Origin of the sequence: Rhodanobacter thiooxydans (assembly GCF_030291135.1) — a bacterium.
GTDB classification, from domain to species: Bacteria; Pseudomonadota; Gammaproteobacteria; order Xanthomonadales; family Rhodanobacteraceae; genus Rhodanobacter; species Rhodanobacter thiooxydans_A.
In genome coordinates, this window is the sequence record NZ_CP127409.1 from 1337617 (window position 1) to 1362616 (window position 25000).

A 25000-nucleotide genomic window follows, 5' to 3' on the forward strand; every position below is an offset into this window, starting at 1 on the left:
GGATGCACCCGCCGGGCCGGCGACTTCCACAGCAACACCTGACAACGAGGTGCACCATGGCGACTGAAAGTGTAACGAACGATTGGGATGTTGAGACCGAACTGATGAAGGCCGCCGCCCTGGCCGACATCCTCACGTGCGTTGGAACCAGCGAGATCCAGCCGAAACAGGACACCATTACCATCGTGGCGGACTTGCTCGGCAAGGCAATCGAGAATATCCGCGCGGATGTACTGCCGGATGACCGCCCCGCAGGCACCGAAGGCAACCGCCTGGGCAACATCCTGGCCGATGCGGCAACGCTCCCCGATAGCGACCTGGCCGTGCTGCAATCGTGGCTGCGTGCGTACCGGAACGGGCTGGAAATGGAGCCCGACTCCATGCGTCGTACCAGCGATGCGGACGTGCGGGCAATAAATGGGAGGGCTGCAGCATGACGAAGCAAACGACGAAGCGGAAAAAGGCCGCTGATCCGGATGCGCTGTTCCGCCGGCTGATGCGGGCGACGCAGCCATGGGCCGATGCGCATGCTGTTTCGCGGAAAGGACTGCGCGCGTTCGGCTTGCGTCCGAGTCGCGTGGCGCGGTAATGGCCGGACGCAATCGCAAGGATGGAACGGGCGCCCAAGTGGCGCCCGAAGCGTCGAGGAGGCGTGTGCACCTTGACCTGACGGAAGACGAAGCTGCAGAGATAAACCGGGCCGAGGTTGCGCACTTGCTCGCCACCGGTCAGCGCCAGCAGGCCGCGGCGCGTGTACGGCTCCGCGTCGGCGTGGCGAGCAAGACGGAGCTGGCCGAGCTGCTGCGCCTGCTGGCCGCTGAGCTGGACGCTGTAGGGAATTCCTACGACCGGCGTGGCAAGCCGGCGCGCGGTGGTTGGGATGGAACGGACGAAGGACGAGACAATTTCATCCTGAATTCGGGTATCGCTTTTGCAGTGGATGATTATGTCTACGCGGTCATTGCCCGCGATCTTCTGGACGGCCGCGCCATCCACGCCAACAAGCTGGCCGACTTCGCCGTGCGCAGGCTTCGCATGCGTATAGCCGGTGCCCCGAACGATCTCGATGGACAAGTAGTGGCAGCGTGCGCGGCTATCGAGAAAGACCCCGACGGGGAACGCGCCGCGATACTGCCGAACGCGAAGCTGCTGCTGAAAGAGCTTGGGCTTGACCGTCTGGCACCGGGAAAGGGTTTTCGGAATCACGCCAAGCGGATCATCGTGGAGCACTATGCGGCGCAATACGGACTGACCACATCTCAAGTCGATCGCGCAATCACCAAGCGAAGCAAACCTGCGCAGTAAATCCGATTTACTGCGCACCTTCGTTAGGGATTCGCTTATTCAATACGTGTCACCCATACAGAGGTGCACGTCCATGCAAGCATTTACGTCTGATCCAATCGCCCCCGCAGAACAGGGCAAGATTCACCCCGTCATCATCCGCGATGGCGAATTCCACATCTCCCCGCTGGTGCACCAAGTCGACGCCGCCGCGCGTCGGCTGGGCGTGAGCCGGCGCACGTTCTATCTGATGGTCAAGGATGGCCGCCTTCGCACGTTCAAGATTGCCGGCCGTGTTGTGGTCGCGGAAAGCGAGCTGCAGCGTGTCGTGGCCGAAGCCATGCGGGAGGCCGCATGAACGCGCCCAGGCCGTTGAGCCGAGCCGAGGCCGCCGCGCTGTTGCGCGACATGAGTGAGGCGCAGCGTGAAGTATTCGCCTCCCGCGTGGCAGAAAAAGCGATGGCATTCCTTTGCGCTGGCGGATCCTATGGCGCCTTGGCGGACGCCATGCAATCGGTGTTCGCCGAGATGTTTGCCGAGCTGCAGGCCGCGCGCGATGGGGAATCCGCATGAACGCCGCCATCACTCCCTGGGCATCCGTCGCCGACGACAACCTGACCACGAAGCAGGCCGCCGATTGGATGCGCCGATCCGAGTACACCATGCGCCGCTGGCGCTCAAGGAAGATCGGGCCGCCGCACTTCACGATCAACGGCCGCGTGCTCTACAGCAAGACCCAGCTGCAAGCGTGGATCGAAGCGCAGCGGGCGAGCTGTCAGGAGGTGGCAGCATGATCGACGTCGAGATCGTGGAGTGCGCCGACGACGCTGCGCTGGGCAATGCAGTGGCGGCGGCGAGTGGCTGGTTGATCGGCCTGACCCGCCAAGCGGACGGCACGCTGGAGGATGTCCTGGTCGTCCGCGGCCACGGCCACGCGACGAGCTTTACGGCGGTGGTTCCAGTCGCAGACGTGGAGCGATTCGCTGCGGCCCTGCCGTCTGAGGTCGCCGGCGCGCTGCGGGAAGCCGCAGCACGCATCCGCAAAGGGGGCAGCCAATGACCGACCTCAGAAACGGAAACGCCGCGGTGCCTGCCGCGGCGGATCCAGAAACTACAGCAGAGCAGCTGCGGGCAGATTATAACGCGGGGTGCGCATGAGCGAGGGAATCAGCCTTGTGCAATTCAAGCGCGCCGACCGGGTCGAATTCAAGGCCACCGAATGGCTTATCGACGGGTGGCTAGTCAAGGACACCACTGCGGGGCTCGTTGCCCCATCGGGCGCTTGTAAATCGTTTCTGGCGATCGATTGGGCTTGTCGCGTCGCCACGGGCTCGCCGTGGTTCGGGCGCAACGTCAAGCAGGGTGCTGTGTTTTATCTTGCTGGTGAAGGTCGCACCGGCCTGCGCAAGCGAATCGCCGCGTGGGAAAAGTACAACGGCATCCCGATCGAGGGCGCCCCGTTGTACTTGGCGGACGGGTTGCCATTCCTTTGCGATGACTACGCGGCTTCCGACGTGATCGAGTCGATAAAAGCCATCGCCGACGAGATCTTTTTCGAATCCGGCTGCGACCCTGAGCTGATCGTCATCGACACCGTTGCGCGTGCAATGGGCGGCGCCAATGAAAACAGCTCCGAGGATATGGGCCGGTTTGTTCGCTCGTTGGACGTTCTGCGCGCGGCTTGGAAGTCGACCATCCTGACCGTCCACCACACCGGACTTGATCCAAACAGCCAGGACAGGGCACGCGGCAGCAGCGCCTATAGGGCGGCGCTCGATAGTGAAATGGTCATCAAGCCGGGTGATCCCGAATTCACGTTGCGGGTTACCAAGGCAAAGGACTGGCCCGAGCCATCGCCACTGTGCCTTCGTCGTGTCTCAGTCGATATTGAACTGTCCCAATCCGATGGCTCAACCATCAAAGAGACGAGCCTCGCGCTACACGACTCTGCAGGGGCGCTGGTCGAATCAAAGCGGCGATCAGACGTGATCGAACTGAAGCGCAAAGGCTTGTCACTGCGCGAGATCGAGAAGGAAACAGGTATCTCTAGAAGCACCGCTTCCCGCTGGCTTAAAGAGGCCGCTTGAGCCTGTCCCGTCCCACCCGGGTATACACCCCGGGGTGGTTGGGACAACGGTGTGTCCTGCGGGACGAAAACGCGTGGGACAGCTTGGGACATGGGACAGCTCGGCCGCCCGAGCTAGGGGGTGGCGCGAGGCCAAAAACCGCATAAGAACGCCATTTACGCGTTATCGGCACCCCTGTTTCGGTGCCCCAAATGCCCCGCAACCCGCACCACTAAGCCATTTCTGGTGCTCGAGCTTTTTTGGTCATTCAGGCGGCGCGATCAACGTGATTGCCTGCCCTAGCTAGGCAGGCAAAACAGTCAGAAAGCGCTGCGTTACGTGGCGTGGCAGTGCCAACGTGAAAACCGGCACGTAAAACCGCGCACGCAATCGCCACAACAAGCCACGTTTTGCTGTCTGGTGCGGCGCATGCCCCGCGCCGACACTTGTTCCACTACAGCATTCCGCGCAACCACACCGCACCCAAGGAATCACCCATGGCCGTCATGCGTTCCGATCAGCAATACCTGGAGGCCGTCTGGCCGAGCATCTCCGCAGCCGGCGTCGATGGCGAATACGCGGTTTCACGGCTGCACAGCGTGCAAGAGCGCACCCGCGCCGCCTGGGGCGACATGCACGGCAAGCACACCCGCACGATGGCCGATGCCACCAAGACCGAAGCCGGCCGCGTGGTCGCGTCGGCCAAGTTCGCGCGCAACATCCTGGCCGCGCACCGCGCCGCCTATGAGGAGGCACGCGAGAGCGCGGCCGGCAACCTGCGCATGAAGCAGGCGCAGCTGCAGCGCGCGCTGAACCCGCCCAGCGACCCCGGCGAGGCTGCGCTGTACGCCGAGATCCGCAACACGCTGCGCGGCATGAAGACCGGCGACCGCATCGACGCGGTAACGGCCGCGCTTGCCGAGGGCGGCGATCGCCGCGTGGCGCATGCGGCCGTGTCCGGCCCGGAGCTGGTCGCCATGCTGCCGCCTGCGGTGCTGTCGCGGTTCCGCGACCAGTACTGGTGCGCCACCATGCCGAACGAATGGGGCGCAGCACAGCGGCTGTCCGAAGCACTGGCCGAGGCGCAGACGGGCATGGATCGGCTGGAGCAGCACGCCGCCGAGATGGTCGATTTCCAAGCGGCCGAAGCCTACGAGCGGGCCGCGGCCTGACCCATGGCACGCCCCTGCACAGTCTGCGAGCACCCCGACCGCGCACAGATCGAGATCGGGCTGGCTAACGGCATCGCCGTCCGCGTGCTGGGCCTGCGCTTCGGCCTGGCGCCGGACGCGCTGCAGCGCCACAAGCAGAACCACATGGACGCCGACCTGATCGCGCGCCTGCGCACGCGTGGCCATCGCTCCGATGAGGAGCTGGCGCAGATACGCGAAGTCGAATCCAAGAGCCTGCTGGATCACCTGGTGTGGCAGCGCGGCCGGCTGTACCGCAACGCAGACCGTGCCTTTGCCCTGGGCGACTTCGCCGGCGAGCGTGCGGCGCTGGAGGCGGCCGGCAAGGCATCGGAGCGCATCGGCAAGCTGCTGGGCGAGCTGGGCGCGGCAATCACGATCAACCACAACACGCAGATCAACCTTGTGCAGTCGCCGGAGTGGCACCGCATCCGCACGGCGCTGGTGCGCGAGCTGCGCCCGCTGGGCGCCGAGGCCATCGCCGCCGGTGCGCGTGCGATCTCCGCGGCGGAGAGTTCGATCACGCCGCCGGTGCTGCCGCCATCGCGCGAAGCGCTGATTCTGGAGGCGCTGCCCCATGAGTAGCGCCGCCGCCGACTTCCTTCGCGCCGCCGACCCGGTGCAAGTGTTCCGCGAGGGCGCGCGCGATGCGAACGGCCAGCCGATCGAGCCGGCTCCGTGGCAAGTAGAGGTCATGTGTTCCGAGGCGCGCCGGCACCTGATCCTGTGCAGCCGGCAAGCCGGAAAATCGACCACGATCGGCGCGAAGGCCGCGCACGGGCTGATCTACCGGCCCGGTCTCTACCTGATCATCGCGCCGACGCTGCGCCAGTCGCGGCTGCTGTTCAAGAAGGCCAGCGCGGTCTACCGCAACCTGGCCGACGGGCCGCGCATCGTGAAGGACAACGAGACAGAGATGGAGCTGGAGAACGGCTCGCAGCTGGTCGCGCTGCCCGGCGACAACGACGCGAACATCCGCGGTTTCTCCGCGCCGCGCGCCGTCTACATCGACGAGGCCGCACGTGTGGCCGATTCGGTCTATGCGGCGCTGCGTCCCATGCTGGCCGCGTCACCGGACGGGCAGATGATCGCACTGAGCACACCATGGGGGCGGCGCGGCTGGTTTTACGAGGCCTACGAGCTCGGCAAAGGCTGGGAGCGCACGAAGATCACCGCGCGCGATGTGCCGCACATCAGCGAGGACTACCTGGCCGAGGAGCGAGAGAGCATGTCGGAATGGCAATACCGCGCCGAGTTCCTTTGCGAGTTCACGGACACCGAGGAAGCGTTTTTCTCCGGTGAGCTGATCGACGCCATGGTCGACAACACCATTGAGGACTGGGCATGAACGCCACCGCCGCGCCGCTGCCGGCGCAAGATCCCCGCTTCCACTACGGCTCGACCGTCGCGGTCGGCGTTGACCTGGGTCAGTCGCACGACCCGACGTCCATCGCCGTTATCGAAAAGGTCGCGCCCGAGATCCCGGCGGACACACACCCGCCCAAGGTCGAGGCGTTGCGCTTCGCCATGCGCAGCATCCGGCCGAAGTACCGGCTGCGCTTGCTGGAGCAGGCGCCGCTGGGCGAGAGCTACATCCTGCAGGCGCACCGCTTGAAGCGCATCCTGGCGCGCGCCCAGATCGCCGAGCACGACCCGCTGGTGTGGGTCGACTACACCGGCGTCGGGCGGGCGGTCATGGACATTTTCAAGCAGGAGCGCGTGCCGAACCTGCGGCCGGTGACCATCACGTTCAACGGGCAGGAAGGCCCGGACGGTCGCGGCGGCCACAGCGTGCCGAAGATCAACCTGGTGAGCCGGGTGCAGGCGGCGATGCATACCGGCTGCCTGGCCATGCCCGACACGCTGCCGCTGGCCAAGACGTTCCGGCGCGAGCTGCTGGACTTCCGCGTGAGCTACAGCGCCGTGGGCAATGCCACCTTCGGCGCGCGCGAGGGCGCGCACGACGACTTGATCCTGGCCGTCGCGCTGGCGATGTACGGGCTGGACAGCAACCGGCGCGTCATCGTGGAGCCGTTTCCGTGGGGGAAGGTGTAATGGGTCAGGGTCTGCAGGTGTGGGATGCCAGCGGCAATCTTGTCCTGGATATTGGCGATCGGTTGACCCGATTCGTTGACGTGATCGCCGTCGCCGTCGGGGCATCTGGAACGGTTCAACTCCCGCCCGGAACGCCGTGGTGGTACTCCGTAGTTACCAGTGGCACCACTGCGGTGGGATCGGCATACACGCCTGCTATCAGCGTGGACGCGAACAACCTGCTTTCGTATGGGCCGAATACCGTGTACGGAACCGGGCAGGTGCCTTGCACGCTTGTTGTGGGGGTCTACTGATGCAAGCGGGATTTGAGGTCTACAACGACGGCAACGCGCTGGTCATTGATGGCACGTACCGGAACATGTCATTCCGGCTCAAGGGCACGGCTGTAACCACGACGGTTGTAGACCAGTTCTCCACCGTCACTGTCAGCCTAAGCGGCTTGAGCGGCTACCCATGCGTCGCCGTCAAATCATCGTCAGGCGCCTGGGCGGCAGTGCGCTCATATGCGAGCGGCGCCTGCCTGGTGGACATCGTCGCGCTTGGCGGGGTGGGCACTTCGGTCGATTACTACATCTTCGATCTCCCGCAACCGATAGCTGGCGACAATGCCGGGCTACAGGTTTTCAACGCCGCCGGCGACATGGTGTTTTCGTCGTCGCACCGATACGTGCGCATCGTCGGTTCCATCACTGCCAGCGCCGGCCCCAGCTTGCCGTCCAATTCGATAACGCTGGCGGCAGGGAAAACCTATGCGGTCATGCAAAACAACCCGATGGCCTATGCCAAAATCGTGAATCAATCACCCGTGCCCGGAGAGCAGGACTGGTACCTGTATTCAATGCGGGGATGCTTCAAGGTGGCCAGCAATGTCATCACGGCAGTGGCCAGCGAATTTGCCGCGGTCCACTATGGGGTGACGGTGCCGCCGCCGTATTCGATTGCAGCGACGGGATTCGTCGTGGATGTCACTGGCTACTGATGGCATCCCTTGCCTGGTGCAAGTCGATACGATCAAACAGGCGAGCTTAGCGCATGCCGCAGATTGCGAAGGCCACGGGAAACAGAGTGCGCAGCCGATCAATCGACAGGTATGTACCGCTCGCGTCATAGAGCTGGTAGAAGGCAAGGCCGCCAACACGCATCAACGTCGCGCGCTCGTCGCCCAGCGCTTTGCGTTGAATCTCGTCCGCTTGCGCAGCGATCCATTCCCCGTAGGTGAGCGCTGCGGATACGGGCCCGGTCATGCTTGCACGTGTCCCCGGTAGCATTTCGGGAAGGTCTATGCCCAGCTCTCGCCACGTGCGCATGACGGGCAGCCCCATGCACCGACAGCGCGCATGGATGTGTCCTGGCCCGCCAAGCCACGGAACTTCATGATTGATCGGCGCATGGCTCGGGGCCTTGGAGTAAATCAGCCCATCCCTGATCCTGCACTCGGGGCGCGATGCTGTGTCGAGTGTGCCAAGCCAACACACACACACAATCATGTCGTCGTTGCGATAGGCATCAAGGTCGCCGGCTCTCATGGCCTGTCCACCCGTCGAGCGATCCGAGGAAGCGGCATGCTAGGCACGCGCCGTTCGCCTCGTCCACCGCCCGGAAAATCTTTTCCACGTATTTTTTCATTTGCACGAAAAAGGCCACCCGTTGAGGTGGCCTAAATCGTTGAATCTATTGGTGGGCGATGCAAGGATCGAACTTGCGACACCTGCCGTGTGAAGGCAGTGCTCTACCGCTGAGCTAATCGCCCGCCGAGAACGCGCAATTTTAGGGGGAGTCGCGGAACGGGTCAATGCCTTGCGTGGATCAAACGTGCCGGGACGGGGATGCGGGTTGCTAGACTTGCCTCCACCTCAAGTCGAAAGCGCATCACCATGGAATTCATCAGCGTTCATCTGGCCAGCATTCTGCACGCCCTGCAGCAGTTCGAGCTGACGCCGTGGAAGATGGTCGGTTTTACCGGAACCTTGCTGTTCACCAGCCGCTGGTTCGTGCAGCTCTACTACACGCGCAAGTACAAGCGGGTGGTGATGCCGCTGGCGTTCTGGTGGCTGTCGGTGTTCGGCAGTGCCTTGCTGCTGGCGTATTTCGTGGTCGGCAAGAACGACTCGGTGGGCATCATCTCCAACTTCTTCCCGGTGTTCGTCTCGGTCTACAACCTGGTCGTGCATTTGCGCCACCGCAAGAACAGCATGACCGGTGACGCTACTGCGTGAGTTGGTGCAGGGCGGGCACTGCCTACCCTGCGGGAGTGACCGGTCAATCCGGGTCGTAGTCGAGGTTGGCGGCCAGCCAGCGTTCGGCTTCAACCTGGCTCCAGCCCTTGCGCTTGGCGTAGTCCTGCACCTGTTCCAGGCTCAGCCGGCCGACCACGAAATACTGGCTGCCGGGGTGCGAGAAGTACCAGCCGGAGACGGCCGCCGCCGGGTACATCGAGAAGCCTTCGGTGAGTTCGATGCCGGCGTTGTGGGTGGCGTCGAGCAGTTTGAACAGCGTGGCTTTCTCGGTGTGGTCGGGGCAGGCGGGGTAGCCGGGCGCGGGGCGGATGCCCTGGTATTTCTCGGCGATCAGCGCCTCGTTGTCCAGGGCTTCGTCGGGCACGAAACCCCAGAACTCCTTGCGCACGCGCTGGTGCATGCGTTCGGCGAAGGCTTCGGCGAAGCGGTCGGCCAGGGCTTTGAGGATGATCGAGGAGTAGTCGTCGTGCTCGGCGTGGAAGCGCTCGAGGTGCGGCTCGATGCCGAGCCCTGCGGTGACGGCGAAGCCGCCGATCCAGTCGGGCTTGTCGAACGACTTCGGCGCGATGAAATCGGCCAGGCACAGGTTGGGCCGTTCCACCGGCTTGTCGGCCTGCTGGCGCAGGTGGTGCAGCGTGGCCAGCCGCTGGGTGCGGCTGTCGTCGGTGTAGATCTCCACGTCGTCCATGAGGTTGGCAGCCGGCCAGAAGCCGATCACCGCGCGGGCCTTCAGCCACTTCTCGCCCACGATCTTGTCCAGCATCGCCTGCGCGTCGGCGAACAGCTCGCTGGCCTGCGCGCCGACCACGTCGTCGGTGAGGATGGCGGGGTAGTGGCCGGCCAGTTCCCAGGCCTGGAAGAACGGCGTCCAGTCGATGACTTCGCGCAGCTCGGCCAGCGGGTAGTCGTCGAACACGGTGAGGCCGGGCTGCGCCGGTTGCGGCGGGTCATAGCTGGCCCAGTCGCAGCTGAAGCGGTTGCCGCGTGCGTGCGCCAGCGTCACCAGTTTCTTGCCGGGGCCGCGGTGCTTGTGGCGCTCGCGCACTTCGGCGTATTCGCTGCGCACCTTGGCCAGGAATCCGTCGACCAGCTCCTTGCTGACCAGCGACTGCGCCACGCCGACCGCGCGCGAGGCGTCCTTCACCCAGACGCAGGCGGTTTCGTAGTTCGGCTCGATCTTGATCGCGGTGTGCGCGCGCGAGGTGGTGGCACCGCCGATCAGCAGCGGGATGCTGAAGTTGCGCCGCTTCATTTCGCGGGCGACGTTGGCCATCTCCTCCAGCGAAGGGGTGATCAGGCCGGAGACGCCGATCATGTCGGCCTTCTCCTCGATCGCGGTGTCGAGGATCTTCTGCGCCGGCACCATCACGCCGAGGTCGATCACCTCGAAGTTGTTGCAGGCGAGCACTACGCCCACGATGTTCTTGCCGATGTCGTGCACGTCGCCCTTGACCGTGGCCATCACGATCTTGCCATTGCTCTTGCTGGTGTTGCCGCTGAGCTTTTTCTCTTCCTCCATGAAGGGCAGCAGCCAGGCCACCGCCTTCTTCATCACGCGGGCGGATTTCACCACCTGCGGCAGGAACATCTTGCCGGCGCCGAACAGGTCGCCGACCACGTTCATGCCGTCCATCAGCGGGCCTTCGATCACGTCCAGCGTGCGCGTGACGGTCTGGCGCACTTCCTCGGTGTCTTCCACCACGAACTGGTCGATGCCGTGCACCAGCGCGTGTTCCAGCCGCTTGCGCACCGGCAGTTCGCGCCAGGCCAGCGCGTTGCCGTTGTCCTGTTCGCGCGCGCCTTTCTTGTGCTTTTCGGCGATCTCCATCAGCCGCTCGGTGGCGTCGGCGCGACGGTTCAGCACCACGTCTTCCACGCGCTCGCGCAGCTCGGGTTCGAGTTCGTCGTAGATCGCCAGCTGGCCGGCGTTGACGATGCCCATGTCCATGCCGGCCTGGATGGCGTGGTAGAGGAACACGCTGTGGATTGCCTCGCGCACAGTGTCGTTGCCGCGGAACGAGAACGACACGTTGGAAACGCCGCCGGAGAGGTGCGAATGCGGGAAGCGCTGCTTCAGCAGCTTCGCCGCCTCGATGAAGTTCACCGCGTTGTCGGCGTGCTCCTCGATGCCGGTGGCGATCGGGAAGATGTTGGAGTCGAAGATGATGTCTTCGGGCGGGAAACCCACTTCCTCGGTGAGCAGCCTGTACGAACGCTCGCAGATTTCCAGGCGACGCGCGATGGAGTCGGCCTGGCCGTCCTCGTCGAACGCCATTACCACGGTGGCGGCGCCGTAGCGCAGGATTTTCCGCGCCTGCTCCAGGAACGGTTCTTCGCCTTCCTTCAGCGAGATCGAATTGACCACGCCCTTGCCCTGCAGGCACTTCAGGCCGGCCTCGATCACGCTCCACTTGGAGGAGTCCACCATCACCGGGATCTTGGCGATGTCCGGCTCGGCGGCGATCAGGTTGAGGAACTTCACCATCGCCGCTTCGGAGTCGAGCAGGCCCTCGTCCATGTTCACGTCGAGGATCTGCGCACCGCTCTCGACCTGCTGGCGGGCCACGTCCACCGCTTCGTCGTAGCGGTCTTCCTTGATCAGCTTCTTGAACTTGGCCGAGCCGGTGACGTTGGTGCGTTCGCCGATGTTGATGAACAACAGGTCGGGAGTGATGACCAGCGGCTCCAGGCCGGACAGGCGGGTATGGCGCGTCACGGTCATGCGGCCTCCGCCTGGTCGGCCGAAGGTAGTGCACGAGGGGCGATGCCGCGCACCGCCTCGGCAATCGCCCTGATATGCGCCGGCGTGGTGCCGCAGCAGCCGCCGACCAGGTTGAGCAGGCCGTCGTGGGCGAAGCCGGCGATCACGCCGGCCATGTGCTCAGGCGTCTCGTCGTATTCGCCGAACGCGTTCGGCAGGCCGGCGTTCGGGTGCGTGCTGACGCAGCTTTCGGCCAGGCTGGCCAGCGTCTGCACGTGCGGGCGCAGGTCTTCGGCGCCGAGCGCGCAGTTGAAACCGACCGACAACGGGCGGGCGTGGCGTACCGAGTAGTAGAACGCCTCGGCGGTCTGCCCGGACAGGGTGCGGCCGGAGCGGTCGGTGATGGTGCCGGAGATCATCACTGGCACCTGTGCGCCGCGCTGGTGGAACAGCTCGGACAGCGCGAACAGCGCGGCCTTGGCGTTCAGCGTGTCGAAGATCGTCTCGACCATGATCACGTCGGCGCCGCCGTCGATCAGGCCACTGGCAGCCTCGGTGTAGTTCGTCGCCAGCTCCTCGAAGGTGACGTTGCGGAAGCCTGGGTCGTTGACGTCGGGCGACAGCGAGGCGGTGCGGCTGGTCGGGCCGAGCACGCCGATCACGAAGCGCGGCTGCTGCGGCGTTTTCGCGGTCATCGCGTCGCAGGCGGCGCGGGCCAGCTTCGCCCCTTCCAGATTCAGCTCGTGGGCCAGGTGCTGCAGCTTGTAGTCGGACTGGCTGATGCGGGTGGAGTTGAAGGTGTTGGTTTCGACCAGGTCGGCGCCGGCTTCCAGGTAGGCGTCGTGTACGCCGCGGATGATTTCCGGACGGGTCAGGGTGAGCAGGTCGTTGTTGCCCTTCAGGTCGCAGACCCCGGCATGCTCGTGCGAGTGGCCGTCGTGGCCGTGCTCAAAGCGCTCGCCGCGGAAGCCACCTTCGTCCAGCTCATGCGCCTGCAGCATGGTGCCCATGCCGCCATCGAGGATCAGGATGCGCTGGCGCAACGCCTGCTCCAGCAGAGCGACGCGGTCGGGATGGAGCCAGGGCAGGGTATTCATCGAACTTCCTTTGGTTGAACGGTGCAGCGGTGCTCAGGCGCTCTTGCGCGCCAGCAGGCTGATCACTTCGAAATGCGGCGCCTTGCGCTCGCGGCTGAGCCGGTTGCAGCTCAGCACGGCGAGGCCGGCGGCGCGCGCGTAGCCGTCGAGCTGTTCGCCGCTGAAGCCGAGGTTGCGGTGGTCGAACGGTTCGACCGCGGCGCGGTGGTCGTGCTGGCCCAGCGTCACGGCGAGCAGGCGGCCGCCGGGGCGCAGCAGGCGTGCGGCCTCGGCCACCGCCTGGGCGGGGTGCTCGGCGTAGGTCAGCGCGTGCAGCATCAGCACCAGGTCGAAGCGCTGTTCGCCCAGTTCCAGCGCATGCATGTCGCCCCGGACCACGCGTACGTTGGCAAATGCCTTCAGCCGCTTCGCGGCGGCTTCGACCACGCGCTCGCTGGAATCCACGCAGACGATCGAGTGCGCGTGCGGCGCCAGCAGCTCGGCGGTGATGCCGTCGCCGGAGGCAATGTCGAGCACGTCACCGGTCTCCAGCAGCTGCAGCAGCGAGCGTGCCAGCGTTTCCCAGGTGCGGCCCGGCGAGTAATGGCGCTCCATGTCGCCGGCCACGGTGTCGGCCCAGCCTTCCTCGCGCGCGCGGTTCGCCAGCACGCCGGGCAGCCGCACCGAGTCCTCGCGCAGCAGCGCGTCGTCGATGCTGGCGCGCAGCGAAGCGAGCAGGTCGTGCTGGGCCGCGTCGCCTTCGTTGTTGGCGCGGTAATAGGCCGACACGCCGGCGCGGCGGTCGCGCACCAGGCCGGCTTCCTTCAGCTTGGCCAGGTGGGTGGACACGCGCGGCTGCGCCAGGTGCAGCACTGCGGCCAGTTCGGCCACGGTGAGTTCCTCGTGTTCGAGCAGGGCCAGCAGGCGCACGCGGGTGGGGTCGGCCAGCAGGCGCAGCACGCTGGAAGCGGTGGCCAGATCCATTGGTTATCCCTGTATCGCGATACAAAGATGTATAGGCTAGGCCGGGCTTTGCCATGCGTCAAGCCGGCAGCGGCAAGCCGGCGTGCCATTTCCCGCTAAAATTGGAGGCTTGTTTGCCTGCAGGAGCCACCCGTGGATTTCCGTTTTACCGAAGACCAGTTGTCGATCCAGTCGATCGCCCGCGATTTTGCGCAAAAGCGCATCGTGCCGGTGGCGGCCGAGCTGGATGCGAAAGGCGAGTTCCCGCTGGAGAACATCCGCGAGATGGGCCAGCTCGGCCTGATGGGCATCGAGGTGCCGGAAGCCTACGGCGGCGCGGGCATGGACCCGATCGCCTACGTGCTGGCGATGATCGAGATCGCCGCGGCCGACGCTGCCACCGCGACCGTGATGTCGGTGAACAATTCGCTGTTCTGCAACGGCATCCTCAAGCACGGCAACGAGGAGCAGAAGCAGAAATTCGTGCGCGCGATCGCCACCGGCGAGGCGATCGGCGCCTATGCGCTGACCGAGCCGCAGTCCGGCTCCGACGCTTCGGCCATGCACACCCGCGCCACGAAGAGCGCGAACGGCGACTGGGTGATCAACGGCAAGAAGAGCTGGATCACCTCCGGCCCGGTGGCGCGCTACATCGTGCTGTTCGCCATCAGCACGCCAGGCATCGGCGCCAAGGGCGTGTCGGCCTTCATCGTCGATACCCAGTTGCCGGGCTTCCACGCCGGCAAGACCGAGCCGAAGCTCGGCATCCGCGCGTCGGCCACTTGCGAGATCGAGTTCACCGACTACGTGCTGCCGAAGGAAAACCTGCTCGGTGAAGAGGGCAAGGGTTTCTCGATCGCGATGGGCGTACTCGACGCCGGCCGCATCGGTATCGCTTCGCAGGCCGTCGGCATCGCCCGCGCTGCGTATGAGGCCACGCTGCAGTGGTCGCGCGACCGCAAGGCCTTCGGCCAGCCGATCGGCACGTTCCAGATGACGCAGTCGAAGATCGCCGACATGAAGTGCAAGCTCGATGCAGCGACCCTGCTTACCTTGCGCGCCGCGTGGACCAAGGGCGAGACCGAGAAGCACGGCGGCCGCTTCGGCACCGAGGCGGCGGTGGCCAAGCTCACCGCGTCCGAAGCGGCGATGTGGATCAGCCACCAGGCGGTGCAGATCCACGGCGGCATGGGCTATTCCAAGGAAATGCCGCTGGAGCGCTACTTCCGCGACGCCAAGATCACCGAGATCTACGAGGGCACCAGCGAGATCCAGCGGATGGTGATCGCGCGCGCCGAAACGGGATTGCGATAGAGCCGGGAATCGGAAGAGCGCCGCGCCGCGGCGCAATCTGGCTGATGGAAGTCCCGCGGCTTCCGATGGAAACAAAACGCCCCGGCTGATGCCGGGGCGTTTTTTTCTGGAGCTTGCAGGGGCGGGCTATTCCTGTTCCCGACTCCCTGTTGCCGGCCCTCAGTGCCCGCGGCGTGGGTCCGAATCGAACGTGTGCGGTCCATCCAGTACGGGCTTGGCCGGCGCGTTGCCATCCAGCTTGTCGCCAAGCAGGCGGCGCACGACCACGTAGAACACCGGAATCAGCAGCACGCCTAAGAAGGTGGCGAACAGCATGCCGCCGATCACGCCGGTGCCGATCGCATGGCGCGCGTTGGCGCCGGCGCCGCTGGAGATGAACAGCGGGAACACGCCGCCGATGAATGCGATCGAGGTCATCAGGATCGGCCGCAGTCGCAGCCTGGCTGCATCCACCACGGCTTCGCGCAAGGTGCGCCCCTGGCGCTGCTCGATCACCGCGAACTCCACGATCAGGATCGCGTTCTTCGCGGCCAGGCCCATCACCGTGATCACGCCGATCTTGAAGTAGATGTCGTCGGGGAGGCCGCGCAGCAGGGTGAACACCACCGCGCCCAGGATGCCCAGCGGCACCACCAGCAGCACCGATACCGGGATCGACCAGCTCTCGTACAGCGCCGTCAGGCACAGGAACACGATCAGTATCGACAGCACCATCAGCAGGATCGCTGCGTTGCCGGAGAGGATTTCCTGGTACGACTGGCCGGTCCAGTCATAGCCGAAGCCGCGGGGCAGGTCGTCGCTCACGATTTTCTGCATCGCGTTCATCGCCTCGCCCGAGGCATGCCCCGGCGCCGGCGAGCCGACGATCTCGACCGCCGAGTAGCCGTTGTAGCGGGTCAGCGAGGGTGACGATATCTGCCATTTCGCCTGCACCACGTTGGACAGCGGGATCATCTGCGGGGTGCCGTCGGTATGGGTCCGCGTGCTTGGCGTGAAGATGTGCTGCAGCGCATCCGGGCCCATCCGGTAGGCCGAGTCGGCCTGCATGATCACGCGCTTGACGCGACCGCCGTAGGAGAAGTCGTTGACGTACACCGGTGCCAGCATGAGGCTGATCGCGTTGTAGATGTCGCCCACCGACAGCCCCATCGACAGTGCCTGGGTGCGGTCCACGTCCAGGCGCAGTTGCGGCGCGTCCTCCAGACCGTTCGGTCGCACGCCGACCAGCAGCGGATTCTGGCTGGCCGCGCCAAGCAGGGTGTTGCGGGCGGCGGTGAGCGCGTCACGCCCGGCGCCGCCGCGGTCCTGCAGGTACATGTCGAAGCCGCCGAACTGGCCCAGACCCTGCACCGTCGGCACGTTGACGATGAAGATCTGCGCATCGCGCACCGACTGCACGGCCCCGTTCGCGCGCTGGATGAATTCCGCGGCCGTGACGCCGGGGTCGAAGGGCCGGGCCTTGCCCTCCCTGACCAGTTTCTCGTGCTGTTCCTGCGCGGCCTTCTGGTCCGGCGCCCAGCCGCGTTTGCCCCACGGCTTGAGCCGGATGAAAGCCATGCCCACGTTTTCACCCTGGCCGAGGAAGCTGAAGCCAGCGACCTGGATCACGCCATCGACGGCGGGGTCCTGCTTCAACACGGTGAGCATCTGTCCCATCGCCGCGTTGGTGCGCTGCAGGCTGGCGCCGGGCGGCAGCTGCACGATCGCCAGCGCGAAACCCTGGTCCTCTTCGGGCAGGAAGCTGCCGGGCAGGCGGGTGTACAGGAAGCCGGTCAGCACACTGATCAGCACGAACACCATCATCCAGCGCGGCGCGTGGTGCACGGCGCTGCCGATATGGCCGGTATAGGTGTGGGTGATCTTCCCGAACGCGGTGTTGAACCAGCGGAACACGAAGTTCTTCTTCTCCTCGTGGACCGGCGTCAGGAAGCTGGCGCACAGCGCCGGCGTGAACGACAGCGCGAGGAAGGCGGAGAACGCCACCGACATTGCGATGGTCAGTGCGAACTGCTTGTAGATCACGCCGGCGGCGCCTGGCTGGAATGCCGAGGGCACGAATACCGCAATCAGCACCACGGTGATGCCGACCACGGCGCCGGTGATCTGGCCCATCGCCTTCTTGGTGGCCTCCTTCGGCGACAGGCCTTCCTCGGTCATGATGCGTTCGACGTTCTCGATCACCACGATCGCGTCGTCGACCACGATGCCGATCGCCAGCACCATGCCGAACAGGGTCAGCTGGTTGATGGTGAAGCCGAGCAGCAGCATGCCGATGAAGGTGCCGAGCAGGGCCACCGGGATCACCAGGGTGGGAATGATGGTGGCGCGGATGTTCTGCAGGAAGATCAGCATCACCAGGAACACGAGGCCGATCGCCTCGATCAGCGTGTGCACCACCTCGTTGACCGACACCTTGACGAAGGTGGTGGAGTCGTACGGAGTGAACCAGCTCACGCCCTGCGGGAAGCTGCCGGCCAGCTCGTCCATCTTGCCGTGCACCGCGGTGGCCACGTCCAGCGCGTTGGCGCCGGGCAGCAGCTGGATCGCGAACGCCGCCACCGGGGCACCGTCGTAGGTGGTGTTGAAACCGTACACGCCGGCGCCGAAGCTGACCCGGGCCACGTCGCCGAGCTTGACCGTGGTGCCGTCGTTGTTGGCGCGCAGAATGATGTTCTCGAACTGCTCGGGCGTGGTGAAGCGGCCCTCGGTGGCCACGGTGACGCTGATGCCCTGGCCGTTCGCTGCCGGGTCGGAACCCAGCGAGCCGGCCGCGAACTGCACGTTCTGCGCGGTGACCGCGGCCAGCGCCTGGCTGGCCGACAGGCCGTAGCCTTGCAGTTTGTCCGGGTCCAGCCAGATGCGCATGGCGTACTCGCCGCCGAACTGCTGGGTGCTGCCGACGCCGGGCACGCGCGAGATCTGGTCGAGCACCTGCGACGCCACGATGTCGTTGAGGTGATTGCGGTCGATCTCGGGGTTGTCCGAGCGCAGTGCGACCACCTCGAGGAAGCCGGAGTTGGCCTTGGCCACCACCACGCCCTGCTTGGTCACCTCGGACGGCAGACGCGGAGTGGCGAGCGAAACCTTGTTCTGCACCTGCACCTGGGCGATGTCCGGGTTGGTGCCGTTCTCGAAGGTCAGCGTGATGCTGACGCGGCCACTGGAGCTGGACGAGGAGCTGAAGTACAGCAGGTGATCGATGCCGGTCAGCTGCTGCTCGATCACCTGGGTGACGTTCTTCTCGGTGGTGTCCGCGCTGGCGCCCGGGTAGACGGCGTTGACCACGACCGACGGCGGCGCGACCGACGGGTAGGATTCCACGCCCAGGTTGAGGATGGACAGCACGCCGCCCAGCGCGATCAGGATGGCCACCACCCACGCGAAGATCGGGCGGTCGATGAAGAAGCTCGGCATGGTCTTCGCTCCGTTACTTGCCGCTCGGGGCGGTGCCCGGCGCGTTGGTGGCGGAGGTCCCGTTGGCGGGTGCGGGCTTCCACGGGCTGGGCTTGGCCGGCGCGCCGTCCTTCACCTTCTGCAACCCGGACACGATGAGCTGGTCGCCGGCGGCGAGGCCGTCGCTGACGATCCAGTTGCCGTCGCGCATATCGGTGGTGGTGACGTTCTTGCGCTTGACGTTGCCGTCCTTGCCGATCGTCATCACGTAGGTGCCGCCGGTGTCGCGTTGCACCGCCTGCTGCGGAACGACGAACACCTTGTGCTGCTGGCCGAGGTTGGCTTTCAGCGTCACGTACATGCCCGGCAGCAGGCCGTGTTTCGGGTTCGGCACCACCGCACGCAGATTGACCGAGCCGGTGGCCGGATTGACCGCGATGTCGGAGAAGTCCAGCACGCCCGGCTCGCCGTAGGCGCTGCCGTCGGGCAGGGTGATCTGCACGCTGGCCTTGTCCTGTTCGGCCAGGGTGACGTTGCCGCTGCTCTGCGCGCGGCGCATCTGTTCCAGTGAATCCACGCTCATGGTGAAGTTCACGTACATCGGGTCGATCTGGTCGACCGTGGTGAGCAGGGTGGCCTCGCCATTGCCGACCAGCGCGCCCTCGGTGACCTGCTGCTGGCCGGCGCGGCCAGCGATCGGTGCGCTGACGCTGGCGTAGCCGAGGTTGATGCGCGCGCTCTGCACGTTCGCCTGCGCAGCCTGCACCGCGGCGGCGGCGCTGCGCTCGGCGGCCAGGGCGTTGTCCAGGTCCGACTTGGACACGTAGCCCTTGGGCGCCAGCTCGCGCACGCGCGCGGCGGTGATCTTGTTGTTGGTGTATGTGGCCTGGGCCTGGGCCAGCGAGGCCTGGGCCGCGTTCAGCGTGGCCTTCAGCGGGGCCGGGTCGATCTGAAACAGCAACTGGCCCTGCTTGACGTTGGTGCCTTCGTCGTAGGCGCGCTTGAGCAACACGCCGGCCACGCGAGCGCGCACGTCGGCGCTGCGGTAGGCCGACAGCCGGCCGACCAGGTTCCTGGTCAGCGGCGAGTTTTGCGGCTGCACCTGGATCACGCCGACTTCCGGCGGCGGCATCTGTGGCGGCCCCTGCTCCTTGCCTTTGCCGCAGGCGGCCAGCGCCAGCAGGCTCAGGCACAACAAGGGTGTGCTCAGTGATGAGGACTTCATGGGAGCTCCAGGACTTGCTTGAACGGGGAAGGGATGACGCCGAAGCGCACTGCAGCGTTGCCGCGATCGGGATACTGCATCGTGCTTCGTGTGTCTTGTGCCAAAGGCTGGCCCGGTTGCCGACGGTCGCGGCCCGAGACCACGTCACCGCTCCGCGAAGCACCATGCCAGGCGGGTTGCGGGTCAGACTATACCGATCAGTTTACATTTTATGGGTTTCTCAAATCTAGTCATTGACAAGCGGCATGCCGATCTGGACACGTGCCGCCCTCCGCCATCGATCTGGCGCGTGCAGAACCTGCGTCGGACATCGCCGGCATCCGGAGTTTCCCGCGGTGCGTCGTGCGTCGATGCAGCGCGCTGCACCTTGCCGAAAATCCGTCGCGACCGGCATGGAACCATGCGTGCGGGCATGGTCCCGCGCGGGCTGCGCGGCTGGATTCGCCTTCCTTCGCGGCGTATCCTTCCAAGGCTTTTTACCTGCCTCACCCATCATCGTCTCCACCAATCAGAAGATGCCATGAATGCGACCCCTGCGGCGAACGATTCTTCCCTTCCGTCGGTAGTACTTGCAGAGCTGAAAAAGGGCGGTTTTTCGCCCGAGCGCCTGAACGAGGCGCAGGTTTTCTGCGAGGCTTTCTTTGCACGTATCGGGGGCGGCGACGCGCATCTGCACACACCGGTGCAATGGGCGGCGCTGGTCGGCAGCCTGCTCGAGTTCATGCAACAACGCCGCAGCGGTCATGCCAGCGTGCGCGTGCTCAGTGCGGCGGACGTGCATGCCGGCCGCAGCCTGCTGCAGATCGTCACCGACGACATGCCGTTCCTGGTCGACACGGTCAGCATGATCGTCTCGACGAAGCTGCAGATCCATGCGGTGATCCACCCGGTGCTGATGGTGGCGCGCGACGCCTCCGGCAAGCTGCTGGGCCTCGGCGGCAACGCCGGCAGCGCCGAATCGCTGATGCATTTCGAGATCGACCGGGTGGCCGACGCGGCCGAGCAGGCGCAGCTGGAAGCGCAGGTCGCCGCTGCACTGGACGATGTGCGCGCGGCGGTGGGCGACTGGTCGGTGATGCGCGACAAGGCGCTGGCGATCGCCAACGAACTGCCACATCGCAAGCTGCCGCTGGACGCGGCCTCGGTGCAGGAAGCCAGCGAGTTCATGCGCTGGATCGCGGCCGACAACTTCACTTTCCTCGGCTACCGCGAATATGAAGTCGCCGACGCGGATGGCGACCGCGTGCTGCGTGCGGTCGATGCATCCGGCCTGGGCATCCTGCGCAAGAGCGAGCGCTCGATGGCGCCGCGCTCGCTGCGCACGCTCGCCGCCAGTGAACTGCCGCAATCCGGCGCCACCGACGCGATCATCCTGACCAAGACCAACGCGCGCTCGCAGGTGCACCGCACCGGCTACATGGATTACATCGGCGTGCTGCAGTTCGGCGCCGACGGCCGCGCCGTGGCCGAGCAGCGTTTCCTGGGCCTGTTCTCCTCCAACGCCTACATGGCCCGCCCGCAGGAAGTGCCGCTGGTGCGGCAAAAGGTGGAGGCCGTGCTGGCACGCTCGGGCCTCAAGCGCGACTCGTATTCCGGCAAGTCGCTGCGCAACGTGCTGGAAACGCTGCCGCGCGAAGAGCTGCTGCAGAGTACCGGGGACGAGCTGTTCGCCACCGCGATGGGCATCCTCGAGTTGCGCCAGCGCGCGCGCACGCGGCTGTTCATTCGCCGCGACCGTTACGGCCGCTTCTTCACCTGCATGGTGTTCGTGCCGCGCGACCGTTTCAACACCTCGGTGCGCGAACGCATCGAGGCGCTGCTGGGTTCGGCGCTGCACGTCGAGCAGAGCGATTCCTCGGTGCAGATGGGCGAGGCCGCGCTGGCGCGGCTGACCATCGTGCTGCGGCCGAAGATCGGCGACCAGCCCGTGTACGACCTCGCCGAACTGGAGCGCGGTGTCGCCGGCATCGTGCGCAACTGGCACGACGAGGTGCGCGACGCGCTGGTACAACTGCGCGACGAACATGAAGGCGTGGTGCTGGCCAACCGCTACGCGCGAGCGTTGCCGGCCGGCTACGTCGAGGACGTGAGCCCGGCGGTGGCCGCCGAGGACGTCCACCAGCTGTCGCAGCTGGCCGGTGACAACGCGTTGCGGATGTCGTTCTACCACCCGCCGAAGGAGCCGGAGACGCTGCGCTTCAAGGTCTACCGTTCGGGCGGCGACATCGCGCTGTCCGAGGTGCTGCCGCAACTGGAGAACCTCGGCCTGCGCGTGCTCACCGAGCATGTCTACGACATTCCCGGCGAGGCGCCGCTGTCGATCCAGGATTTCGAGGTGCAGCCGGTCGGCCAGCTCACCTTCAGCGTGGAGCAGGTCGGCGCGCTGTTCGAGGATGCGTTCGAGCAGATCTGGCGCGGCAACGCCGAGAACGACGGCTTCAACCGGCTGGTGCTGGGCGCCAAGCTGAGCTGGCGCCAGGTGGCGATGCTGCGCGGCTACTGCAAGTACCTGCTGCAGACCGGTGCCACCTTCTCGCAGTCGTACATGGAAGAAACCCTGGGCCGCTATCCGGCGATTGCCGGCCTGCTGGTGGAACTGTTCCTGGCCAAGTTCGACCCGCGCCGCGAGGTGCTTTCCGCCGACGAGCTGAAGGCCGCCGGCGCGACCCTGGCTGCCGAGATGCTGGCGCTGATCCCGGCCAACGTGCAGGCTGCGCAGCCTGGCCTGATCGCCGACCTGGGCGCGGCGCTGGCGAAGCCGCGCGACGAACAGATCCAGGCCGTGGAGCACGCGATCGGCATCCTGCTGGAGAACGTGGCCAGCCTCGACGAGGACCGCATCCTGCGCGGCTTCGTGAAGCTGATCCGCGCCACCCTGCGCACCAGCTTCTTCCAGCAGTGGAACGGCGCGTACCGCGACTACATCAGCTACAAGCTCGACTCGCACATGCTGCCCGACCTGCCCAAGCCGGTGCCGTACCGCGAGATCTGGGTATGCGCCCCGCGCGTCGAGGGCATCCACCTGCGCTTTGGCGCGGTGGCGCGCGGCGGCCTGCGCTGGTCCGACCGGCGCGAGGATTTCCGCACCGAGGTGCTGGGCCTGGTCAAGGCGCAGATGGTCAAGAACACGGTGATCGTGCCGGTCGGTTCCAAGGGCGGCTTCTTCGTCAAGAAGGCGCCGGTCGGCGGTGACCGCGATGCGCAGCTGGCCGAGGGCATCGCCTGCTACCGCCTGTTCATCAACGGCCTGCTCGACATCACCGACAACCTGGCCGACGGCAAGGTGGTGCACCCGCACGACGTGGTGCGCCACGACGCGGACGACCCCTACCTGGTGGTGGCCGCCGACAAGGGCACCGCCACCTTCTCCGACATCGCCAATGCGATCTCGATCGAGCACAACTACTGGCTCGGCGACGCGTTCGCTTCCGGCGGTTCGCACGGCTACGACCACAAGGGCATGGGCATCACTGCCAAGGGTGCGTGGGAGTCGGTCAAGCGCCACTTCCGCTCGCTCAATCGCGACAGCCAGAGCCAGGACTTCACCTGCGTCGGTATCGGCGACATGTCCGGCGACGTGTTCGGCAACGGCATGCTGCTGTCCGAACACATCCGGCTGGTGGCCGCGTTCGACCATCGCCACGTGTTCCTCGACCCGAACCCGGATGCGGCGCGCACCTTCGTCGAGCGCCAGCGCATGTTCAAGGTGCCGCGCTCGAGCTGGGACGACTACGACAAGTCGCTGATCTCCGCCGGTGGCGGCGTGTACCCGCGCAGCGCCAAGTCGATCCCGGTCTCGCCGGAAGTGCGCGCGGTGCTGGGCCTGAAGCCCGACGTCGAGCACTTGGCGCCGACCGATCTGCTCAGCGCGATCCTGAAGGCGCCGGTGGACCTGATCTTCAACGGCGGCATCGGCACCTACATCAAGTCGTCCGCCGAAACGCATGCCGACGTGGGCGACCGCGCCAACAACGCGCTGCGCATCAACGGCGCCGACGTGCGCGCGAAGATCATCGGCGAGGGCGGCAACCTGGGCATGACCCAGAAGGGCCGCATCGAGGCGGCGCAGCACGGCGTGCTGCTGAACACCGACTTCATCGACAACTCCGCCGGCGTGGACACCTCCGACCATGAGGTGAACATCAAGATCCTGCTCAACGACGCCGTGCAGCGCGGCGAGCTGAGCTTCGACGCGCGCAACACGCAGCTCGCCGCGATGACCGACGAGGTGGGCCAGCTGGTGCTGTGGGACAACTACCGGCAGAACCAGGCGATCACCCTGATGGAGCAGCAGTCGGTTGGCCGCATCGGCTCGATGGCGCACTTCATCCGCACGCTGGAGGCCGAGGGCACACTCGATCGCCAGGTCGAGAACCTGCCCAGCGAGGCCGAGCTGACCGAGCGCAAGAGCCGCGGGTTGGGCCTGACCCGGCCGGAGCTGGCGGTGCTGCTGTCCTACGACAAGATCCGCCTGTTCCAGCAACTGCTGGATTCGGATGTGCCGGAAGACCCGTACCTGTCGAAGGAACTGGTGCGCTACTTCCCCACGCCGCTGCACGAGAAGTACGCCACACACATGCAGCGCCACCGGTTGAAGCGCGAGATCATCGCCACCGCGGTGACCAACTCCACGATCAACCGCATGGGCGCCACCTTCATGATGCGCATGCAGGAGGACACCGGACAGGGCCCGGCGGCGATCGCCAAGGCCTACACCGCGGCACGCGAGATCCTCGAAGCACGCGAACTGTGGGCACAGATCGAGGCGCTGGACGCCAAGGTTGCCGAGGACACCCAGATCGACGCGATCAAGCAGATCTGGTCGCTGCTGCGGCACCTGACCCGCTGGCTGCTGAACCGTCCGGGTGGCTCGCTGGACATCGCCGCCAACGTCGAACGCTACCAGGCTGGCGTGTCGACCCTGCGCAAGGCGTTGCCGGAGGTATTGACGCCGACCGGCAAGGGCGATTTCTCCTCCAGCCAGGAGAAGTGGGCAGGCCTGGGCCTGCCGGCGGAACTGGCGCTGCGGATGGCCCGCATGCCGGAGCTGCGCGCCGCACTGGACATGGTCGAGGTGAGCCAGCTGAGCGGCCAGCCGATCGAGAAGGTCGCCGGCGTGTTCTTCGAACTGGGCGAGGCGCTGGACCTGGAATGGCTGCGCGACCAGATCGAGGCACTGCCGGTGGAAGGCCATTGGCATGCGCAGGCTCGCGGTTCGCTGCTGGATGAGCTCAACCACCAGCACCGGGCGCTGGCGCAGCAGGTGCTGAGCCTCGGCGGCGGCAGCAAGGATGTCTCGCCGGTGCAGGCTTGGCTGCAGCGTGACGACGCCACGCTGCAGTACACCCGCGGCATGCTGGCCGAGATCCTCACCCAGAACGCCGACTACCCGATCGCCTCGGTTGCGGTGCGGCGGCTGGCCCAGCTGGCGCAGGTGCCGGTCTGAGCCTGCGGCGAGGCGTTTCCGCGGCGTGACTCTACATCCGCCCTCCTGCG

Annotated in this window: 21 protein-coding genes and 1 tRNA gene; 15 read left to right on the forward strand and 7 right to left on the reverse strand. The window is 65.8% G+C overall.

Going from position 1 to position 25000, the window contains the following annotated elements; all coding sequences use genetic code 11:
• The first annotated feature begins 56 nt into the window (after positions 1–56).
• The 12 genes from QQA13_RS05935 (at position 57) to QQA13_RS05990 (ending at position 7574) form a co-directional block, all read left to right on the forward strand.
• Positions 57–437 (forward strand): hypothetical protein, encoded by a 381-nt coding sequence (locus tag QQA13_RS05935; RefSeq protein ID WP_108471519.1) that lies wholly within the window; start codon positions 57–59, stop codon positions 435–437.
• 151 nt (positions 438–588) lie between these two features.
• Positions 589–1305, forward strand: a complete 717-nt coding sequence (locus tag QQA13_RS05940) for a hypothetical protein (protein WP_108471518.1) — start codon at positions 589–591, stop codon at positions 1303–1305.
• Positions 1306–1378: 73 nt separating this feature from the next.
• Positions 1379–1642, forward strand: coding sequence for a helix-turn-helix domain-containing protein (locus QQA13_RS05945; protein WP_108471517.1), 264 nt, complete (start codon positions 1379–1381; stop codon positions 1640–1642).
• A complete protein-coding gene (locus tag QQA13_RS05950; RefSeq protein ID WP_108471516.1) occupies positions 1639–1857 on the forward strand; it encodes a hypothetical protein in 219 nt (72 codons plus the stop codon). The genes QQA13_RS05945 and QQA13_RS05950 overlap by 4 nt, the downstream gene beginning before the upstream one ends.
• Positions 1854–2078, forward strand: coding sequence for a helix-turn-helix domain-containing protein (locus QQA13_RS05955; RefSeq protein WP_108471515.1), 225 nt, complete (start codon positions 1854–1856; stop codon positions 2076–2078). Before QQA13_RS05950 ends, QQA13_RS05955 begins: the two co-directional genes overlap by 4 nt.
• Positions 2075–2344: a hypothetical protein gene (locus tag QQA13_RS05960; RefSeq protein WP_108471514.1), complete on the forward strand. Its 270-nt coding sequence runs from the start codon at positions 2075–2077 to the stop codon at positions 2342–2344. Before QQA13_RS05955 ends, QQA13_RS05960 begins: the two co-directional genes overlap by 4 nt.
• Before the next feature lie 94 nt (positions 2345–2438).
• Entirely contained in the window at positions 2439–3371 is a 933-nt protein-coding gene (locus QQA13_RS05965; RefSeq protein ID WP_108471513.1) for a helicase RepA family protein, read from the forward strand.
• A 476-nt stretch (positions 3372–3847) separates the two neighbouring features.
• On the forward strand, positions 3848–4522 hold the full coding sequence (locus QQA13_RS05970) for a hypothetical protein (RefSeq protein WP_159082180.1): 675 nt from the start codon (positions 3848–3850) through the stop codon (positions 4520–4522).
• Positions 4523–4525: 3 nt separating this feature from the next.
• Positions 4526–5125, forward strand: a complete 600-nt coding sequence (locus QQA13_RS05975; RefSeq protein WP_108471511.1) for a hypothetical protein — start codon at positions 4526–4528, stop codon at positions 5123–5125.
• The gene (locus QQA13_RS05980) at positions 5118–5888 is read left to right on the forward strand and encodes a terminase large subunit domain-containing protein (protein WP_108471510.1); all 771 of its coding nucleotides are present in this window, start codon (positions 5118–5120) and stop codon (positions 5886–5888) included. The genes QQA13_RS05975 and QQA13_RS05980 overlap by 8 nt, the downstream gene beginning before the upstream one ends.
• The gene (locus QQA13_RS05985; protein WP_108471509.1) at positions 5885–6595 is read left to right on the forward strand and encodes a hypothetical protein; all 711 of its coding nucleotides are present in this window, start codon (positions 5885–5887) and stop codon (positions 6593–6595) included. Before QQA13_RS05980 ends, QQA13_RS05985 begins: the two co-directional genes overlap by 4 nt.
• 292 nt (positions 6596–6887) lie before the next feature.
• Complete coding sequence (locus QQA13_RS05990) at positions 6888–7574, forward strand: hypothetical protein (RefSeq protein WP_108471507.1); 687 nt, start codon at positions 6888–6890, stop codon at positions 7572–7574.
• A gap of 46 nt (positions 7575–7620) precedes the next feature.
• On the opposite strand, the gene QQA13_RS05995 is transcribed toward QQA13_RS05990, so the two are convergent.
• Positions 7621–7839 (reverse strand): hypothetical protein, encoded by a 219-nt coding sequence (locus tag QQA13_RS05995; protein ID WP_159082179.1) that lies wholly within the window; start codon positions 7837–7839, stop codon positions 7621–7623.
• Positions 7840–8270: 431 nt separating this feature from the next.
• Positions 8271–8345 (reverse strand) — tRNA-Val (locus QQA13_RS06000).
• A gap of 124 nt (positions 8346–8469) precedes the next feature.
• On the opposite strand from QQA13_RS06000, the gene QQA13_RS06005 reads away from it, so the two are divergent.
• Entirely contained in the window at positions 8470–8811 is a 342-nt protein-coding gene (locus QQA13_RS06005; protein ID WP_108471505.1) for a lipid-A-disaccharide synthase N-terminal domain-containing protein, read from the forward strand.
• Between the two features lie 43 nt (positions 8812–8854).
• Here QQA13_RS06005 and metH read toward each other — a convergent pair whose 3' ends face one another.
• The 3 genes from metH to QQA13_RS06020 are packed head-to-tail and all read right to left on the reverse strand — an operon-like array spanning position 8855 to position 13593.
• Positions 8855–11554 (reverse strand): methionine synthase, encoded by a 2700-nt coding sequence (metH, locus tag QQA13_RS06010; RefSeq protein WP_108471504.1) that lies wholly within the window; start codon positions 11552–11554, stop codon positions 8855–8857.
• Positions 11551–12630 (reverse strand): homocysteine S-methyltransferase family protein, encoded by a 1080-nt coding sequence (locus tag QQA13_RS06015; RefSeq protein ID WP_108471503.1) that lies wholly within the window; start codon positions 12628–12630, stop codon positions 11551–11553. The genes metH and QQA13_RS06015 overlap by 4 nt, the downstream gene beginning before the upstream one ends.
• Before the next feature lie 33 nt (positions 12631–12663).
• Positions 12664–13593: an ArsR/SmtB family transcription factor gene (locus QQA13_RS06020; protein WP_108471502.1), complete on the reverse strand. Its 930-nt coding sequence runs from the start codon at positions 13591–13593 to the stop codon at positions 12664–12666.
• A 132-nt stretch (positions 13594–13725) separates the two neighbouring features.
• Between QQA13_RS06020 and QQA13_RS06025 the strand changes: the two genes are divergently transcribed.
• Entirely contained in the window at positions 13726–14886 is a 1161-nt protein-coding gene (locus QQA13_RS06025; protein ID WP_108471501.1) for an acyl-CoA dehydrogenase family protein, read from the forward strand.
• 159 nt (positions 14887–15045) lie between these two features.
• Here QQA13_RS06025 and QQA13_RS06030 read toward each other — a convergent pair whose 3' ends face one another.
• Together QQA13_RS06030 and QQA13_RS06035 are read right to left on the reverse strand one after the other, a co-directional pair.
• Entirely contained in the window at positions 15046–18300 is a 3255-nt protein-coding gene (locus QQA13_RS06030) for an efflux RND transporter permease subunit (protein ID WP_108471500.1), read from the reverse strand.
• 13 nt (positions 18301–18313) lie between these two features.
• Positions 18314–19504 carry an efflux RND transporter periplasmic adaptor subunit gene (locus tag QQA13_RS06035; RefSeq protein ID WP_108471499.1) on the reverse strand — a complete coding sequence of 397 codons (1191 nt, stop codon included), beginning with the start codon at positions 19502–19504 and terminating at the stop codon, positions 18314–18316.
• A gap of 520 nt (positions 19505–20024) precedes the next feature.
• Here QQA13_RS06035 and QQA13_RS06040 point away from each other — a divergent pair.
• Positions 20025–24950, forward strand: a complete 4926-nt coding sequence (locus QQA13_RS06040; protein WP_108471498.1) for an NAD-glutamate dehydrogenase — start codon at positions 20025–20027, stop codon at positions 24948–24950.
• Positions 24951–25000: the final 50 nt, after the last annotated feature.

Coding starts and splice junctions, on each gene's coding strand:
- QQA13_RS05945 (WP_108471517.1), top strand. CDS start 1,379: ATGCAAGCATTTACGTCTGATCCAATCGCCCCCGCAGAACAGGGCAAG.
- QQA13_RS05940 (WP_108471518.1), top strand. CDS start 589: ATGGCCGGACGCAATCGCAAGGATGGAACGGGCGCCCAAGTGGCGCCC.
- QQA13_RS06005 (WP_108471505.1), top strand. CDS start 8,470: ATGGAATTCATCAGCGTTCATCTGGCCAGCATTCTGCACGCCCTGCAG.
- QQA13_RS05985 (WP_108471509.1), top strand. CDS start 5,885: ATGAACGCCACCGCCGCGCCGCTGCCGGCGCAAGATCCCCGCTTCCAC.
- QQA13_RS05955 (WP_108471515.1), top strand. CDS start 1,854: ATGAACGCCGCCATCACTCCCTGGGCATCCGTCGCCGACGACAACCTG.
- QQA13_RS06035 (WP_108471499.1), bottom strand. CDS start 19,504: ATGAAGTCCTCATCACTGAGCACACCCTTGTTGTGCCTGAGCCTGCTG.
- QQA13_RS05965 (WP_108471513.1), top strand. CDS start 2,439: ATGAGCGAGGGAATCAGCCTTGTGCAATTCAAGCGCGCCGACCGGGTC.
- QQA13_RS06030 (WP_108471500.1), bottom strand. CDS start 18,300: ATGCCGAGCTTCTTCATCGACCGCCCGATCTTCGCGTGGGTGGTGGCC.
- QQA13_RS05970 (WP_159082180.1), top strand. CDS start 3,848: ATGGCCGTCATGCGTTCCGATCAGCAATACCTGGAGGCCGTCTGGCCG.
- QQA13_RS06015 (WP_108471503.1), bottom strand. CDS start 12,630: ATGAATACCCTGCCCTGGCTCCATCCCGACCGCGTCGCTCTGCTGGAG.
- QQA13_RS05960 (WP_108471514.1), top strand. CDS start 2,075: ATGATCGACGTCGAGATCGTGGAGTGCGCCGACGACGCTGCGCTGGGC.
- QQA13_RS05935 (WP_108471519.1), top strand. CDS start 57: ATGGCGACTGAAAGTGTAACGAACGATTGGGATGTTGAGACCGAACTG.
- QQA13_RS05980 (WP_108471510.1), top strand. CDS start 5,118: ATGAGTAGCGCCGCCGCCGACTTCCTTCGCGCCGCCGACCCGGTGCAA.
- metH (WP_108471504.1), bottom strand. CDS start 11,554: ATGACCGTGACGCGCCATACCCGCCTGTCCGGCCTGGAGCCGCTGGTC.
- QQA13_RS06020 (WP_108471502.1), bottom strand. CDS start 13,593: ATGGATCTGGCCACCGCTTCCAGCGTGCTGCGCCTGCTGGCCGACCCC.
- QQA13_RS05995 (WP_159082179.1), bottom strand. CDS start 7,839: ATGACCGGGCCCGTATCCGCAGCGCTCACCTACGGGGAATGGATCGCT.
- QQA13_RS06040 (WP_108471498.1), top strand. CDS start 20,025: ATGAATGCGACCCCTGCGGCGAACGATTCTTCCCTTCCGTCGGTAGTA.
- QQA13_RS05990 (WP_108471507.1), top strand. CDS start 6,888: ATGCAAGCGGGATTTGAGGTCTACAACGACGGCAACGCGCTGGTCATT.
- QQA13_RS05950 (WP_108471516.1), top strand. CDS start 1,639: ATGAACGCGCCCAGGCCGTTGAGCCGAGCCGAGGCCGCCGCGCTGTTG.
- QQA13_RS05975 (WP_108471511.1), top strand. CDS start 4,526: ATGGCACGCCCCTGCACAGTCTGCGAGCACCCCGACCGCGCACAGATC.